General features: G+C 67.8%; 12 protein-coding genes. 3 read left to right on the top strand and 9 right to left on the bottom strand.

What is annotated here, in order from left to right:
* Positions 1 to 787 precede the first annotated feature (787 nt).
* The 5 genes from HH308_RS16935 to HH308_RS16915 are packed head-to-tail and all read right to left on the bottom strand — an operon-like array spanning position 788 to position 7,476.
* The gene (locus tag HH308_RS16935; protein WP_170195403.1) at positions 788 to 1,885 is read right to left on the bottom strand and encodes a glycosyltransferase family 4 protein; all 1,098 of its coding nucleotides are present in this window, start codon (positions 1,883 to 1,885) and stop codon (positions 788 to 790) included.
* Positions 1,882 to 2,919 (bottom strand): glycosyltransferase family 4 protein, encoded by a 1,038-nt coding sequence (locus HH308_RS16930; protein ID WP_170195402.1) that lies wholly within the window; start codon positions 2,917 to 2,919, stop codon positions 1,882 to 1,884. Before HH308_RS16930 ends, HH308_RS16935 begins: the two co-directional genes overlap by 4 nt.
* On the bottom strand, positions 2,919 to 4,850 hold the full coding sequence (locus HH308_RS16925) for a glycosyltransferase (RefSeq protein ID WP_170195401.1): 1,932 nt from the start codon (positions 4,848 to 4,850) through the stop codon (positions 2,919 to 2,921). Before HH308_RS16925 ends, HH308_RS16930 begins: the two co-directional genes overlap by 1 nt.
* A 2-nt stretch (positions 4,851 to 4,852) precedes the next feature.
* Positions 4,853 to 6,373, bottom strand: a complete 1,521-nt coding sequence (locus HH308_RS16920; RefSeq protein ID WP_312870657.1) for a flippase — start codon at positions 6,371 to 6,373, stop codon at positions 4,853 to 4,855.
* A gap of 47 nt (positions 6,374 to 6,420) precedes the next feature.
* Positions 6,421 to 7,476 (bottom strand): glycoside hydrolase family 6 protein, encoded by a 1,056-nt coding sequence (locus HH308_RS16915; protein WP_170195399.1) that lies wholly within the window; start codon positions 7,474 to 7,476, stop codon positions 6,421 to 6,423.
* A gap of 243 nt (positions 7,477 to 7,719) precedes the next feature.
* On the opposite strand from HH308_RS16915, the gene HH308_RS16910 reads away from it, so the two are divergent.
* Both HH308_RS16910 and HH308_RS16905 read left to right on the top strand, forming a co-directional pair.
* Complete coding sequence (locus tag HH308_RS16910; RefSeq protein WP_170195398.1) at positions 7,720 to 8,637, top strand: hypothetical protein; 918 nt, start codon at positions 7,720 to 7,722, stop codon at positions 8,635 to 8,637.
* Positions 8,638 to 8,641: 4 nt separating this feature from the next.
* The gene (locus HH308_RS16905) at positions 8,642 to 10,033 is read left to right on the top strand and encodes an O-antigen ligase family protein (protein ID WP_312870656.1); all 1,392 of its coding nucleotides are present in this window, start codon (positions 8,642 to 8,644) and stop codon (positions 10,031 to 10,033) included.
* Here the strand turns inward: HH308_RS16905 and acpS are convergent.
* Genes acpS through HH308_RS16885 form a run of 4 tightly spaced genes read right to left on the bottom strand, consistent with a single transcriptional unit; the run spans position 9,983 to position 13,993 of the window.
* Positions 9,983 to 10,354: a holo-ACP synthase gene (gene acpS, locus HH308_RS16900; RefSeq protein WP_170195397.1), complete on the bottom strand. Its 372-nt coding sequence runs from the start codon at positions 10,352 to 10,354 to the stop codon at positions 9,983 to 9,985. The two genes, HH308_RS16905 and acpS, sit on opposite strands and share 51 nt — an antisense overlap.
* Complete coding sequence (locus HH308_RS16895; RefSeq protein WP_170195396.1) at positions 10,351 to 12,762, bottom strand: glycoside hydrolase family 2 protein; 2,412 nt, start codon at positions 12,760 to 12,762, stop codon at positions 10,351 to 10,353. Before HH308_RS16895 ends, acpS begins: the two co-directional genes overlap by 4 nt.
* 2 nt (positions 12,763 to 12,764) lie before the next feature.
* The gene (locus HH308_RS16890; RefSeq protein WP_170195395.1) at positions 12,765 to 13,748 is read right to left on the bottom strand and encodes a DUF1839 family protein; all 984 of its coding nucleotides are present in this window, start codon (positions 13,746 to 13,748) and stop codon (positions 12,765 to 12,767) included.
* Positions 13,745 to 13,993: an acyl carrier protein gene (locus HH308_RS16885; protein ID WP_170195394.1), complete on the bottom strand. Its 249-nt coding sequence runs from the start codon at positions 13,991 to 13,993 to the stop codon at positions 13,745 to 13,747. Before HH308_RS16885 ends, HH308_RS16890 begins: the two co-directional genes overlap by 4 nt.
* Positions 13,994 to 14,112: 119 nt before the next feature.
* Here HH308_RS16885 and HH308_RS16880 point away from each other — a divergent pair, with 119 nt between their 5' ends.
* Complete coding sequence (locus tag HH308_RS16880; RefSeq protein ID WP_170195393.1) at positions 14,113 to 15,303, top strand: acyl-CoA dehydrogenase family protein; 1,191 nt, start codon at positions 14,113 to 14,115, stop codon at positions 15,301 to 15,303.
* Positions 15,304 to 15,351: the final 48 nt, after the last annotated feature.

Here is a 15,351-nt window from a genome sequence, read left to right as displayed (position 1 = left end):
GAGACGTGGCGCGGCAGGTTTGAGACTCTGCCGTCACATCGAGAGTCTTTACTTCACAATGTCTTTCGGGTCGCCTTCCCCTCGTTACACCGAAGCTCGCGAGCTCGCTTCGGCACTCGGGGAGCGGAGGGACGTGGTGCGGCCGCCGCGCAGTTGGGGAGCGGAGGGTGTGTGCGCCCGCCGCGCAGTTGGGGAGCGGAGGGGGCGCCGTGCGCTTGCCGCGGGGCGCGCTGTTCAGCACGTCGCTCCCACCCGCTCGTCGAGTGCCGAAGCGAGGAACGAGCTTCGGTGTAACGAGACGTGGCGCGCGGCAGGTTTGGGGCGCTGCTTCCGCATGGAGAGTCCTTAGTTCACAATGTTTTTCGGGTCGCGTTCCCCTCGTTACACCGAAGCTCGCGAGCTCGCTTCGGCACTCGGGGAGCGGAGGGTGCGTGCGCCTGCCACGCACCTTGGGGGGCGGAGGGGGCGCCGTGCGCTTGCCGCGGGGCGCGTTGTTCAGCACGTCGCTCCCATCCGCTCGTCGAGTGCCGAAGCGAGGAACGAGCTTCGGTGTAACGAGATGCGGCGCGGCAGGTTTGGGGCGCTTCCGCATGGAGAGTCCTTACTGCACAGTGTCTTTCGGGTCGCCTTCCCCTCGTTACACCGAAGCTCGCGAGCTCGCTTCGGCACTCGGGGAGCGGAGGGTGCGTGCGCCCGCCGCGCACTCGGGGAGCGAGCGGTACGCCGTGCGCTGCTTCGACACTCGGCAAGCAGAAGAGTTGCGTTCGTCGCGACGTCGGATTCGGGCCTATCGCTCGGCCAGTACCTCGGTCCACACCTTGAGTAGCTCGGCGTGCCAGTTCTCCAGGCTGAAGTCGTCTGCTGTGGCCGCGGCCGCGGCGGACAGATGCGCGGTGTGCGCCGGGTCGGCGACGATCTCGGCGATGGCGTCGGCGATCGCGGCGGTGTCTCCGGGGGTCACGAGGTAGCCGTTGTTACCCGACGTCACGACGTCGGCGATGGCGCCGACCGGGGTGACGATCGGAACGAGTCCGGCGGCGAGCGCCTCGAGGAGTGCCATCGGCAAGCCCTCGTCGTAGCTGGGTAGGAGGAAGAACGTGGCGCGGGAGAGCAATTCGTCTCGTTCGTCGGGACCTATCCAATCGCGGATCTCGACGCAGTCCAGGTCGGCCGCGGCCGCGCGGGCCTGCTCCACCTCGTCGTCGCCGGCGAGCACGATGTGAATCCTCGCGCGGGTCTGCTCGTCGAGCCGACGGACCGCGTCGATGATGTCGTAGGTGCCTTTGCGCTGTCCGAGGCGGCCCAGCCCGACCCCGACGACGGGCCCGTGCGGGTCGGGTGCGGTGACCGACGGCGCGGGCGCCGGATTGTGCAGCACCTGAACGCGTTTCGGGTCGAGGTCGAGAACCTCGGTGTACTCGACCGCAAGGTCGTTGCCGAGAATCAGCCATCGGTCGGCGCCGCGCAACACCGCACGCACAGCGCTGCGCATCGGGCGGCCCGTGCCGCGGTACCACGCCGCAAAGTTATAGCTGTGCGCATGGATCACCACCGGCACACCGCGCAGCCGGGCCATGAAGATCGGCATGGACTTGCGGAAGATCGACCCACCGTGGGACAGATGGATGTGCAGCAGATCAGCCCGGCCGGCCGCGACGTAGCAGGTGGATCGCAGCATCCCGACGACACCGTTGATCCGCTTGCGGAACCGCGGCAGGTCGAGGTATGTCGCGACGACGGTGAACTTCACCGGTGCACTTGGTGATTCACCGAGCTCGATCATCTCGGTCATCACCGTGGCCATGCCTCCGCGGCTGACCGGAGACGCCGGTCCCGGGCCGACGGCGAGGATGCGCAGGGGCCGCGCGACGGTGGTGGAGGTCATCGATAGTCCTTTGCTTGCAACAGGATCGACCGCAGCGACGCCGCGGCGACGTCGACGGCGTATCGATCTCGGTAGTGGGTGGCGGCGCTCGCACCGTAGTCGCCGGCCCGGTCCGGGTCGGCGAGCAGGTCGAACGTGGCATGCAGGCCGGCGACGTCGTCGGGGCCGATGGGATCCGGTGCGGCAGGCTGGAATTCGGGCAACGCCCCGTGCGTCGACACGATCGGTGCGACGCCGAGCTGCATCGACAACACCTGCACACCGCTCTGCGTCGCGAGGCGATAATGCGCGATCGACCCCTTCGCCGCGCGCAGCGGTTCGAGGACAGCGTCGTAGTCGTAGGACCCGCCGTTCCACCACGCGGAGTCGGGCAGCTGCGGCGTCTGCGCGGCAGATCCGAAGAGGCACAGGCGATCTCCGCGGAAGCCGGGGCCGTCGACATGCCGTTGCCAGGCGTCGAAGACCACCGGCAGGTTCTTGTACTCGTTGAGCCGCCCGACGAGGACGAAGTCGCGTCGGTCGGCCGCCGCCGCGGGCGCGGCGATGACGTCGTCGGGCAGGTCGCTGGTCAGCGGCACCACCGCGACCGAACCCGGGCGGCGGCCCGGGCGGACCCGGTCGGCGACGTATTCGCTGAAACACACTGTGCGGGAAGCCGATCGCCCCCAGTTGTCGAACAGTGCCTGCTCCCAGCGGGGCCGTTCCTCGTCGGCGCCGTGCGGCTGATCGTCGTGCACGAAATGCACCCGCGGCGCGAGGGCGCCGAGCGCGAGCCATCGGGGATCGCGGACCAGTTCGGTGATCACCACGTCGGGCTTGAACGCTCGGGCCCGCCGGTAGACCCGCGCGAACTCCGGCCAGGTCCGCAGCGTCTTGGGTCGGGGATCGGTGACGATTTCCCAGTCCAACGGCTCCGCCGGTTGCGGATGCTGCTCCGAGGTGATGAGCAGCACATCGTCGCCCGCCGCGCGCAGTTGTTCGCCGTAGATCCGGGCCAGCGGGCGCAGCCAGGGAGACAGCCACAGGATGCGCATCAGAACACCCCGTCGATGGCGGCTTCGTAGGCGTCGGCCATCGCGTCCACGGTGTACTGCTGAGCCATCCGCGCACGGCCCGCGGCTCCCACGGCGGGCAGTCGTTCGGGGTGGGACAGGACGTCGGTCAGCGCGGCTGCCCAGGCATCGACGCTCGGTTCGGGAACGATGAACCCGGCGGCGCCGTCGTCGAGGATGTCGGGAACCGAACAGACGTCGGTCGCCATCACCGGAATCCCACGCGCCATCGCCTCCAGGATCACCAACGGGAACGCTTCGGTGCCACTGGGCCCGCAGAGCAGGTCGGCCTGCGCGAGTGCGTGATCGGGACCCGGGGACCAGCCGCGCCAGCGCACGCGGTCGAGTACGGATTCGGGGGTAAGTGCTTGCAGGCGTTCACGATCGGGGCCGTCGCCGAAGATGTCGAGGGTCCAGTCGAGGTGCTCGGGCACCTTCGAGAGGGCAGCGGTCAGGATGTGTGGGTTCTTCAGCTCGACGATTCTCGCCAACATCGCCAGGCGGATCGTGCCGCTGTCGCGGATCACGGCGGGGGCGATGTCGGGCAGTTCGGCTTTGCTCACGACACCGTTGGGTGCGATGAAATGGCGATCGCCGAGCGATTGGAAGGTCGTCAGTCCGCGCCAATGTGCGGGTGACAGCGCGACGAATCCGTCGGCGCGGCTCATCGCGCGGGCCAGCGGCTCGGAGTAGGTGCCGCGGTCGGTCTTCGGGTACCAGTGCGCGGCCGCGAGCCAGCGTCGATCACGGTGCCCGGCCCGCCACAGAGTGCCGAAACCGGTCTCGGTATTGGTGTCGCCGGTGATGGTCACCGACCGCCCGGCGGGCACGTCGATGAGCGGTGCCCACCACGGCTGGCGAACCACCCGGATATTGTGGCCGATCTCGGAGACCAGCGGACCGAACCGCTGCATGCACACGATAGTCACCGGATAGCCGCGATTGGCGAGTTCGGTGGCCAGCACGACGTGGTGGCGTTCAGCGCCGCCGTAGACGAGCCGGTTGGTGGTGAGGATGACCGACGGTTTCGAACCCGTGTAGGTGGCGGCCAACGCTGCTCGACGACGTCGGGCGGACCGCTGCACACGATCGAGCGCCGACGTCGCCGCCAGATAGGCGTCGCCGTGGTGCACCGTGGCGGCCCGTTCGAGGTTCAGCGCTATGCCCGCACGCAGCAGGTCGCCGGAGCGCAGTCCGGCCCGCGGATCGTCGCTGACGGTGCCTTCGCCCGCGTGGGTGACGCCCGGCTCGTTCGCCAGCAGCAACCGCCAGCCGGCCTCGCGGGCGCGGCGCTGCCAGTCGGCCTCCTCGCCGTAGAGGAAGAATTCCTCGTCGAACGGACCCAGGTCGGTCCAGGCGGCACGGTTGATCATCAGGCAGGCGCCCGTCAGATATCCCGAGACCTCTTGTGGCGCTTCGGGATACAACGACGAGAGCGGCGTCGAACGAAGTTGCGGCGAATACCAGGCACGGTCGACGAGGGCGCGGACCAGGTTGCCGCGACGATGTGCGACGTCCCACGGCCGAGTTCCGGCGCGCCCCGGCTGGGCGTGTGGATCGAGGATCAGCGGGGCCGCGGCCGCGACCCGGTCGCCGCTGATCAGCCTGCGCGTCTCGGCGAGGTCGCCGAGCAGCACCGCGTCGGGGTTGAGCAGCAGGAAGTATGGTGTCGTGCCCAGTGCCGCGAGTTTGTTGACCGCGGCCGCGAACCCCAGATTCGCCGAGCCCAGATGCCAGTCGATGTCGGGGTGGTCGGCGCTGAATTCGGCGACCTGCGGATGGTCCGGCCCGGAGTTGTCCCACACGCGAATGGTGATGTCGCCGAGGTACTTTCGGGTCGAGGCGATCGCTTCCGCGAGCTGGTCGACGGTGCGATAGGCGACGATGAGGACTTCGAAATCGGAGTTGGTCATGGTTATGCGGTCTCTCGGTCGTGCGTCGCGGAATCGGAGCGGCTGCGCAGCGTCTCGCTGATGAAACGCTTGTTGACCGGCCCGACGGCCACATTGATCGCCAAGTAGGCCGCCGCCGCGGCGGGCAGCGAGATTAGTGGTGAAAAGCCATGCAGTACAAGGGCGATCGCTGCCGCAGCGATCGTGGGAATCAGCAGTCGGAGCCCGAATGCGAAGGGCTCGTGGTACAGCTTGCGGCTACCCAGTCGCCACCGCGAGCAGGCCAGACCGATCAGCTCGGTGATCACCAACGCCATCGCGGCGCCTTGGGCGCCGAAGTGCGGGATCAAGGCGCAGTTCGCGGCGATGTTGATGACCAGCGTGACACCGTTGAGCCGCATCAGGAAGTGCTGATCGTGTGCGGCGAACAGTGCCTGGCTCGCGGCCGCGTTGAGGAAGGTCACCGCGGCGGCGATGAACAGCAGACCCAGCACCGGCGCACCGCCGGCGAAGGAATCCGAGCTGATCAGCGTGATGATCGGACCGGCGAGGATGGGGCCGATGACGGCGACCGGGAAGGCGAAGAAGTACATGATCTCCGACGTCCGGGCCACGAACGCGGCGAAGCGCTCGCGGTCGCCCGCGTAAAGCGCAGTCGTCGTCGACAGCAGCGAGGTGAGCAGCAACTCCGACACCATCGTGACCATGAACGCCATCGAGTAGGCCAGGCCGTAGTGGCCCACCTGCTCCGGTGTCGAGAGGACACTGAGCAGCACGCCGTCGATGCGCCAGTACAGCACGGCGATGACGAGGACCACGGTGATCGGGAGGCTCTCCACCAGGAGGCTGCGCGTGGCCGAGACGTCGAAGACCGGACGGATGCCGCCGAGCCGCGCGGCGGCGACGGCCTTGATCGCGAGGTTGACCGCGGGCGGCACCAGCTGCACCACCGCGAACCAGACCAGACCGGCGTCGAGGGCGACCAGCACGACGGTCAGCACCATCGACAGTATGCGTCCGCCGAAGTCGGCGAGAGCGACCGCGCCGAAGCGCATGTGCACCTTGAACAGCGGATCGAACGACGAGTAGAGCGTCGTCAGGGCAATCGACCCGACGACGATGAACAACATCTTCACGACTTCGGGATCGTCGTGGTAGATCAAGACGCCGGTGAACAGTGTGACGACGGTGAGCGGGATCGACCAGACGAGCGCGAAGCCGAGGCTGACTTGCACGAGCCGCTCGATGCTCGGGCGGGTGGCCACTCGCGAGTCGGTGACCCGGCGGACGGCCACTTCGCCGATGCCGAGCTCGGTCAAGGCCATCCACAGGGTCACGAACATGACCGCGGAGGTGAGGTAGCCGTAGTTCTCCGGGCCGAGGTGGCGTGTCGTCAACGCCACGGTGATCAGCGAGGCGCCGGTGCCGAAGACCCGTGCGGCCATCTGCAGCCCGAAGGCTCGCCCGATCCGGGCTGCGGAATGGCCGACCGCCTCGGTGTCATCGTGCGCGGCTGGTGCCGGCGTCGGTGCAGTTTCACTCACGGGAATGCTGCTTTCGTCTTCGGAGGGATCGTTCATGTGCCGACCGGTCAGCGAATCATCGCCATGGCGACGCCGGGGAGGAAGTCGCCGCCGGAACTGCCTTTGCCCACACCGCAGGATCCGTCGGAGGTCCCGGGGGCCTTCACCCAGATGTTCGCGTCGAGCCCGGGTGCCGTCGGTGACGGGCGTGCCGTCGGCGCCGAGCCGATCTTCCGCCCGGGCGGATTACACCAGGTGTTGTTGTCCCACACTGGATTTCCATTGCGACTGGTGTCGACGATGTAGTGCGGGTCGGCGACGCCGGCCCGCATCAGAGCGTCTCGAATGCGTTGGGCGTAGGCCGTGATCTCCGCCGGCGGCCCGAACGAGCTCACGTTCACCGCGAATCCAGTGCGTGTCGAGGCCCCCGCGCCGCGCAGCAGCACAGCCATCCGGTCCGGCGTCACCGAGCCCGAGCTGGTGCCCGCGTCGAGGTAGACGTGGGTGCCGGGATTGCGGTGCAGTGCGGTGACCGCATAGCGCAGGGTGGCGAGGCGATCGTCGAATCCGGTGTGATCGTCGCGGTATTGCCGGTCGGCGAGCCACAGGGCGTCGGGTTCGACGACGACGATGGCGCCGGTGCGGCCGATCGTCGACGCGATGCGGTCGACCCAGGTGCGGTAGCCGGCAGCCGCGATCCGTGCGGTGGGGCCGGTGATCCCGTCGTCGCGGCCGGGAATGTTGTACAGCGCGATCACCGGAGTGGTCGCCGTCGAGCGGGCGACGGCAAGGAATTCGGTCAGGTTCGGCAGGTCACGGTCGGTCCCGGTGAGCCATAGCGCGTCGGGCCGTGCGCCCAGTGCGGCGCGCAGCGCGGGAGTACGTGGATCGGTGGGATGCGCGGCGAGCCAGACTCGCGTCTGGCTCAACGGTGAGACCGTGAACCCCGCGGCCGGCAGCGGTTGATGTGTGCCGGTCGCATCCGAGTCGGTGGGCGGCACAGTGAACAGTGGCGCGGCACCGAGGGGATCGTTACCTGTTGCGGTCGCGAGGATGGCAAGCATGAGTGCCAGCAACGTCGCGGTGCGGCGTTTGCGGATTCCGCTGGTTCGCCCCGGCTTCAATGGATATCGTCTCCTTTATCTTGAATCCGAAGTCACCGTTAATGTACCGAGCACGGTCGGGCCGTACGAACTTCGGCGACGGCTATTGGCAAGATTCCTTATAGGGGTGAGAAATTTAGTGATGTTTGTGATCCATCGCGCTGACCTGCGGGGTCATCATGGATAAATATTGCATTTAGGATAGTGGCGACTCTCGGTCTGGTCCGGGAGCTGTCGAGTCTGCGTTGAATCGGAGTCAGATCAGTGAAATTGTCCGCCGCGTTGCGACGCCACCCGGTCGTCACCGCTCTTGCGACGCTGTTCGTGTTGGTCCTGACGATCGGTGGGGGGTTGTTCGGAGCTTCGCGCGCCGTGCCCTCCTACGAGTCGGAGGGGATCGTCTTGATCATCCCGCCCGGGGCCGGCAGTCAGGTCGCGACCAATAACCCGTTCGTCAACCTCGATCAGAACGTGGCGCAACTCGCGCAGGCACTGAGTACGAGGATGGCCGCGCCGGACATCGTGTCCGGGTTGCAGAGCCGCGCGCCGTCGCTGACCGGGTACACCGCCGCGGTTCGCTATGACAACGCGGTGGTGAACTCGATGCCGACGTCGCAGCTGCAGTTCACCGTCACCGGCACCGATGCGCAGACCGTGCGCGATGCGGTCCAACAGCTGATGGTCATCGCCAGTGATCAGCTCAAGCAGATGCAGGTGCATGCGGGTGTCAAGGACGACACTCTCGCGCAGTCCGTGCAGCTCGTCGCGCCTACCGAACCCACCGCGATGGCGGTGTCTGGTGCCCGAGGCGCCGGTATGTGGGCGATCAGCGGGTTGCTCGGCTCGCTGGTTGTTCTCGCGGTGATCGGTGCGGTGTGGCGGTTCTACTCGCGCCGCGACGGCGATCCCGAGACTCCCGCGGCGCACGCGGCGTCGCCCGCATCGGCCACGACGAGCGCCGACCCGGTCACGCGAAAGACCGCGTCGAGTGGCGGCTCTCGAGACTCCGATACCGCAACGCTCACTTCGAGCACGCCGACCGCGACCGCTCCGGTGGTGAGCGAGAGCGATGCTCAGTCGGCCGCAACGTCGGTGAAGACCGCTACCCGCCCGGGGCAGGCGCGACCGTCGAGCCATCCGGGCGGCAGTGCGAATCACTCGAAGCGACCCAACCGTCGGTAAGCCGGTGACACTGTCTTCGCCCGATCTGCGGGCTCGCTGGCAGGAGTTCCGGGTGTTCGCTCGGGACCCCGAACATGCCAGCGCACTGATCATCGCGGTGTTCGGCGCGATGCTGCTCGCGATGCGGCAGGGCCTGCTGGTGCCGATGACCTCCGGAATGCCGCCGGCGCGCGCCGCCGCGGTGGGCGGACTGGTGCTGCTCATCGTGGGATTCATTGCGGGACGACCATTCTGGGTTCGCGCGGTGCGCACCATCCCGCTGCTTCCCACCGCCGCCGCGCTCGGCGTGGCGGCGACCATCTTCCTTTCGGCTGCCTACGCCACCACCGGCTCGATGGGCGAAGTGCCCTACATCCTGACGGGATACGCCGGGCGGGACGCGGTGAACTCGCTCGCGGCGTTCGTGGTCATCGTCGCCCTGATACACACACGCACAGCGATCGTTGTGGTGTTGCGCGGCTTGGTGATCGGAGCGTCGATCAGTTCGATGATCGGTTTGATCACCTATGCCACCGGCGTGGATCTGGCGCCGATGCTGACACTTCCGGGCCTGCGCATGCACGACACGGCACTCGTCACGGATCTGATGCGCGACGGCGTGGTTCGTCCGCAGGGCAGCGCGGGTCATCCACTGGAACTGAGCTCGGTGCTCACCATCATGACCCCGGTCGCGGTGGCGCTCGCCTTCGAGGCGTACCGGCGCGGCGCGCGCTGGTGGCCGTGGGCGGCGGCGGCGATCGTGCTGATCACCGGTGCGGCCGCGACCGTATCGCGTTCCGCCCTGGTGGGGATGGCCGTTGCCGCAGTGGTGTTCGCCCTGTATTGGCCGATCACGCGTTCGCTGCGAGTCTTCGCGGCGGGTGCGGTGGCTCTGTTCGGGCTCTGGCTGGCCAATGTCCCGATGCTCCGGTCGCTCATCCAGGTGGTGTCGGGCGGATCGAAAGACGGCTCGCTGCAGTCACGTTCGATCGGACGCGACTACGTCGCCGAGCAGTTCGGCCACCACATGTGGCTGGGCCAGGGCGCCGGGACCTACGACGTGCGGGTGCAGCCCGTCCTCGACAACGACTACCTCGCCCAGCTGATGCAGGTCGGCCTGATCGGTGTCGCGGCGCTCATCGTGTTCTATCTCGTGGGCGCGATGTCGGGAATCGTTGCGGCAGTGCGACTTCGGTCCACCGGTGGGCCGCTGGCCGAACTCGTGCCGGGCGTCTTGGCGTCGGTGCTCATCGTGATGGTCATCGGTCTGATCCTCGACATCGGCGGCTTCGCCCAGGTGTCGCTGCTGTCCACCGTGCTGGTCGCGCTGTCGGTGTGTCTCCTGCGTGCGTCTCGTGCGGAGCGGTCAACCGAGCTCAGCGACGACGACGGCCACCGCGTGGCAGCTGCTGTGTGACAACGACACCGAGATCGACGTCCAGCCGTTCTCGGTGGCACGGTCGGCCATCGAGCCGTGCAGGCGAAGCCGCGGTGGCCCACCCGCGCCGACGACCTCGATCTCCCGCGGCGGCGTCGCGGCGTCGACGATCGCCAACGCCTTGATGGCGGCCTCCTTGGCCGCGAATCGGGCGGCGAGTCGCTCGATGCGCTGTGTACCTTGACAATCCGCGATTTCACCCGCGGTGAAGACCCGGCGCAGGAAGCGTTCGCCGAACGCGGCGATCGATTCCTCGATCTCCGTCAGGGCGACGACGTCGCAGCCGATGGCAACCGTCATGTGTCGCCGTCGGCGATCTGTGCGACACCGGTGTCGAGGGCATCGATCGACGAGATCCGCACCCGCGGTGGGGAGTTGGCTGCGTCGAGCGGCCGCAGGGTGACCTCGTGCGGGACCGCGCCGAGCAGACCGAAGCAATCGTCGTCGACGGACCATCCGGCGACGTCGAGACAGACGTAGCGCAGCGACGCCACGCTCGACACGGTGAGAATCCAGGCGCCGTCGGTCGCGGGACGCAGCAGGCCGGTCAGCCCGGCGCGGATCGGAACCGGAGCGGGCGCGATCGCGACGACGTCGCGCGCGAGCAACCTGCCGTCGTCGTCGCGGAGCGTGACCTGTACCGCCTCGGCGCGGGGCGGCCCGAACCGATACGACGCCGACAGATCACCGAACTCGCCGGTGAGATCGCAGTCGTAGCGAGTCAGCGACGAATGCGGTTGCAGGGTAATCGATTCCGAGTAATCGGTAGCCCCGGCCAGCGTGAGCGACAGAGTTGCGGACAGGGGCTGCGGGCCGTCGTGGTGGACGTCGATGCGCAGTCCGGACAGTCCGGCGTCGACGATGCTGACCGACGTCGGCGCCCAGAGTCGACGGAGCACGGCCAGCGGCAGCTTGGCCTCGCCGTCGTGCGTGAGCAAGCCCCAGCCCGCACCGGGCAGCAGGTCGATGCCGGACAGGATCAGCGCGCCTGCGCACCGCGAATCCCGTTGCCGCCAGAAGCGATAGCAGTGCGCCATGGCTTCGGCGACGGCGAGCCGGCCGAGTTGCAGATAGCGCGCCGGGTCGACTCGCCGCACGGCGAGCGGATCGACCGCGAACACCTCGCGCACATAATGATCGCGGATATCCTCGAAATCCCAAGTGGCAGTGCGATCCCGGGGCACCGCGGCCTTCCAGTCCGGATGGTGTCCGACGACGGCGAGGGAACCGAAATCCCGTTCGACGGCGGCATCGGACGGCGGGATGGCGAACGCGAGTGACTCCGCGGCGAACCGGACTCGGGCGGTACGCACATCATCGAGCCGACGTTGATAGCCGCCGACACCGAACCAATGTGCGACGCCGACGTCGGGCCGGATGGCGAGCGTGCCGTCCGGGGACCATGGGCTGGCCGGCACATAGGGCGGACCATCCTGTGCGGCAACGATTTCCGGGAACCGATCGGTGAGCAGCGGCAGGTGCCGGCGCCCGGCGTCGACGCCGAACATCTCGGGTTGCTGAATCGTCTCGCTGCCACCGCTGATCACGGCCAGCGCCGGGTTGCCGCTCTGTTCGACCAGCAGATGCGTGAGTTCGGCGCACATGACCTCGCCGACGTCGTCGGGCGGATCGAAGGTCGCCTGCATGACGTCCTGCCACACGAGCAGGCCGAATTCCGCGCACAGCCGGTAGAACTCGGGTTGCTCGTAGGTGAGCCCGCCGACCACTCGGATCATCGTCGCCCCGGCGTCGGCGAACGAAAGGAGTCGAGCGGCAAGGGTTTCGGTGTCGACGGTGAGCGCGACCGGGTCGGGCGGCGTCCAGGTGACGCCGCGCGCGAAGACGTCGACATCGTTGACCGACAGCGTGAATCCGCCGTCCGACGTGTCCGCGGTCACCGATCGGAATCCGGCAACGCGGTCGGCGAGCACGACGTCGTCGGCGATCAGGGTGACGCGGTACAACGACTGATCGCCGTACCCGCGGGGCCACCACGGTCGCGGATGAGGAACCCACACCGACGTCGTGAGGCGGCCGTCCGCGGATAGCGGGATGGTGGTGTGCAGGATCTCGGAGCCGTCGGGATCGGTTATGACACAACGGATCGCGGTGGCGCCGTGGATGAGCGCGCTTACCGCGATCTGCTCGTCGGCGCAGGTGATACGCACGTTCCGCGCGTACGCGCCGGCCGCGTCGACGGGACGCCACAGCCCGACGGGCGCTGGTAGGATGCCGCCGCCGTACACCGGCGCGCGGCCCAGCAGAGTCGTGCGTGCCCACCGGAGTCCTTGTGCGGCAACAAGAGTCGAGCGCCACCGGCCGCGGCCTCGACGCTTGCGCAGCCACTGGTTGAGTGCGGGACACCGGATGTGGAGGGTGTGCGAGCCGGCCGGCACGTCGACACCGACCGGCAGAAACATCGACACGACGTCGGCGATCGCGGCGCCATCGAGGAAAACCGTTGCGGGAAAAGTGATTCCGCCGAACGTCAGCCGCAGATCGGTCGATGATTCGACGGTCGCCGAGTACCACCAGTCGTGGTCGTCGAGCGACGACGCCGGCCACGGCGCGTCGTCGAGCAGAACGCCGATCGGAGCGGGCCCGGCGATCGGATGCCAGACCGCGCCGGAGTCGGCCATCTCGGCCGGACTGCCGAACGCGTCGGGAGCGGTCCGCGTGATCGTCCAGTCGGTGAGGCTCGCGCTCATGATCAGCGTTGTGGCACAGCGTGATCGACGCCGTCGATGCCGCGCTGCCAGGATTCGGTGAGGGTGCCCAGCAGGTCGTCGACGTCGACGTTGCGCCCGCGTGCGGCGCGCGCCATCTTGAACTGGACAGTCTTCGCCGTCGACGCCGCGACCCGGAACTCGGCGGCGGCGTCGGCGGTGGCGTATCCGTCGGCGGCGAGCCGGTCGGCGAGATCGGCCGCGATCTCCGCGGTCGCACCGAACTGGCGCAGCGTGGCGAAGGACCACAGATGAAAAGTCTCCATCCCGGCGTCGGCCAGCCATCCGACCGCGCCGCGGACCGAATCAGCCAGTCGCACAGCAGGATTGCCGGGCGCGCGCCGATCGAGATGGGCCCGCGCGGCGGCCACGACCGCGGCGGAGGAGATGGTTGCGCCGGGGTCGTCGCCGAGGCGCCGGACCTGTTCGACGTACGGCGGCAGTTCGGGCACGGCGAAGATGCCGGCGAAGTCGTCACCGGAGAGTTCGAAGACTCCGGCGTTGTGCACGTAGGTCATCGTGGCGGAGTCGGCGTCGACCGCGATGGGGACGATGGTGGTCTTCACGTGATTGGTCCGATAGTCGGTGCCCGCGGTGTCGGGCAGCCACCAGCTGTCGACCTCGACGGTGTGCAGCAGCCCGCGGCTCGGACCGCTGAGAACGGTGTCGAGTACGGGTCGCCAGAGGGTCTCCTCGGTGACCTCCAGACCGTACAGGCGTCGCAGGTCTTCGGGAGCGGGCTTGACGAACGTCCACTGCGCCCCGTCGTGGTCGGCAGACAGCGCGCACGCGAACGCGGGTACCGGGTCGTGGCCCAGGCCGTGCAGCAATTCGATCCACAAATCGAGATAGCAGTTGGTCTCCTGCCAGATCCGCTCCGGTGAATGTGTGCGATGCGAAAGATATTCCGCGGCGGTCACGTCGACGCTGAGCGCGACGCCGGGGCGCGCAGCTGAATCGGTGCTCATGCCGCGTCGTCGAGCAGTTTCGTGATGACTGCCGAAAGATTGTCAATCGAGGCGAAGGTGGCTTTCTTGAGGTCTTCGTCGGGGAATTCGATATCGAAATCGTCTTCGAGCGCCAGCATCACATTGACGCTCGCGTGCGAGGTCAGGCCCGCTTCGAATAGGTCTGCCGAGGTATCGATGGTCCAGGCGTCGACGGCGAGCTTGCCGTGTTGGGCGAGGGCATCACGAATCTTCTGAGTGTCCATCAACATTCTTTCGGTTCAGCGCTCCGGAATTCATTATGAACCCGTCGCAGTGCGTACATTAGTTGTAACTTACGGTTCAAGATACAGCAGATTATCCGAACAGAACCGAAGTGTAAAACATGACTTTCGTGCAGGACCGGCAGGAGTATTCGGTGATTGATGCGTCGCTCGAACGGGTCGAGTTGGAACATGGCGCGGCGGTGGCCGCGGCGGCGGAACATGCCGCCGACGTAGACGCCAAAGCGCGCTTCCCGCAGGAGGCGGTAGACGCGATGCGTGCGGCCGGGCTGCTCTCGGCGTCGCTGCCGCGCGCTCTCGGCGGGCGTGATGCGTCCATCACCGAACTCGCCGTGGTCGCTCGCGCGCTCGGTGCGGCGTGCAGTTCGGCGGCGATGGTGTTCGCGATGCATCACACCCAGGCGCTGAGTCTGCGCTTCCATGCCGACGCCGGTCCGATCGCCGACCTCACCCGGCACATCGCGGAGACCGAAGCGCTGTTGGCGTCGTCGACCACGGAGATCACCACCGGCGGCGACACCGGGTCGTCGACCTGCGCGGTGGTCCCCGACGGGGACGGCGTCGTGTTGGAGAAGAACGCGCCGGTGATCTCCTACGGCGCCTACGCCGACTACATCTGCACCACCGCCCGCCGGTCCCCGGACAGCCTGCCCACCGATCAGGTCCTCGTGGTGTGCCCCGCCGACGACACCCAACTCACCCAGACGTCGCAGTGGGACACCCTCGGCTTCCGCGGAACCTGCAGCCCGGGCTTTCAGCTGGCCGCGCGCACCGCGTCGACAAACGTTGTGCCGGTGGCCTATTCGTCGATCTCAGCGCACACCATGCTGCCCGCCTCGCACACGCTGTGGGCCTCGGTGTGGCTGGGTATGGCCGACGCCGCGATCGACAAGGCGCGGGGACAGGTGCGCTCGGCGGCCCGGCGCAGCGGCGGCGCGACGACCCCGCAGGCGGCCAAGTTCGCCGACCTGCTGGTGATCCACCAGCGCTTCGAATCGGCTGTGGCCACCGAGATCGCGCGATACGAGGAATTCCTGGCCTCCGGCGAGGACGAGCCGACCATCGGTTTCGCCATCGCGATGAACAACCTGAAACTCGACACCTCGATCGCCGTCGTCGATGTGGTCGCGGGCGCGCTGGCGATCTGCGGTATCAACGGCTATCGCGAAGATCACGCCGCATCCCTGGGGCGGCTGCTGCGTGACGCCTACGGCCCGCAGGTGATGGTCTCCAACGACCGGATCCGCGCCAACAACGCGCAACTGGTACTCGCTTACCGACCCGGCCGCTGAGCCGCTCGCCGCCCGAACAGACCACACTCGCAGCAGAATACGAGGAAC

Source organism: Gordonia asplenii, assembly GCF_012933505.1.
Taxonomy (GTDB): Bacteria; Actinomycetota; Actinomycetes; order Mycobacteriales; family Mycobacteriaceae; genus Gordonia; species Gordonia asplenii.
The sequence above is the reverse complement of the archived record's forward strand: the minus strand, read 5'-3'. Positions and strand labels throughout refer to the sequence as shown.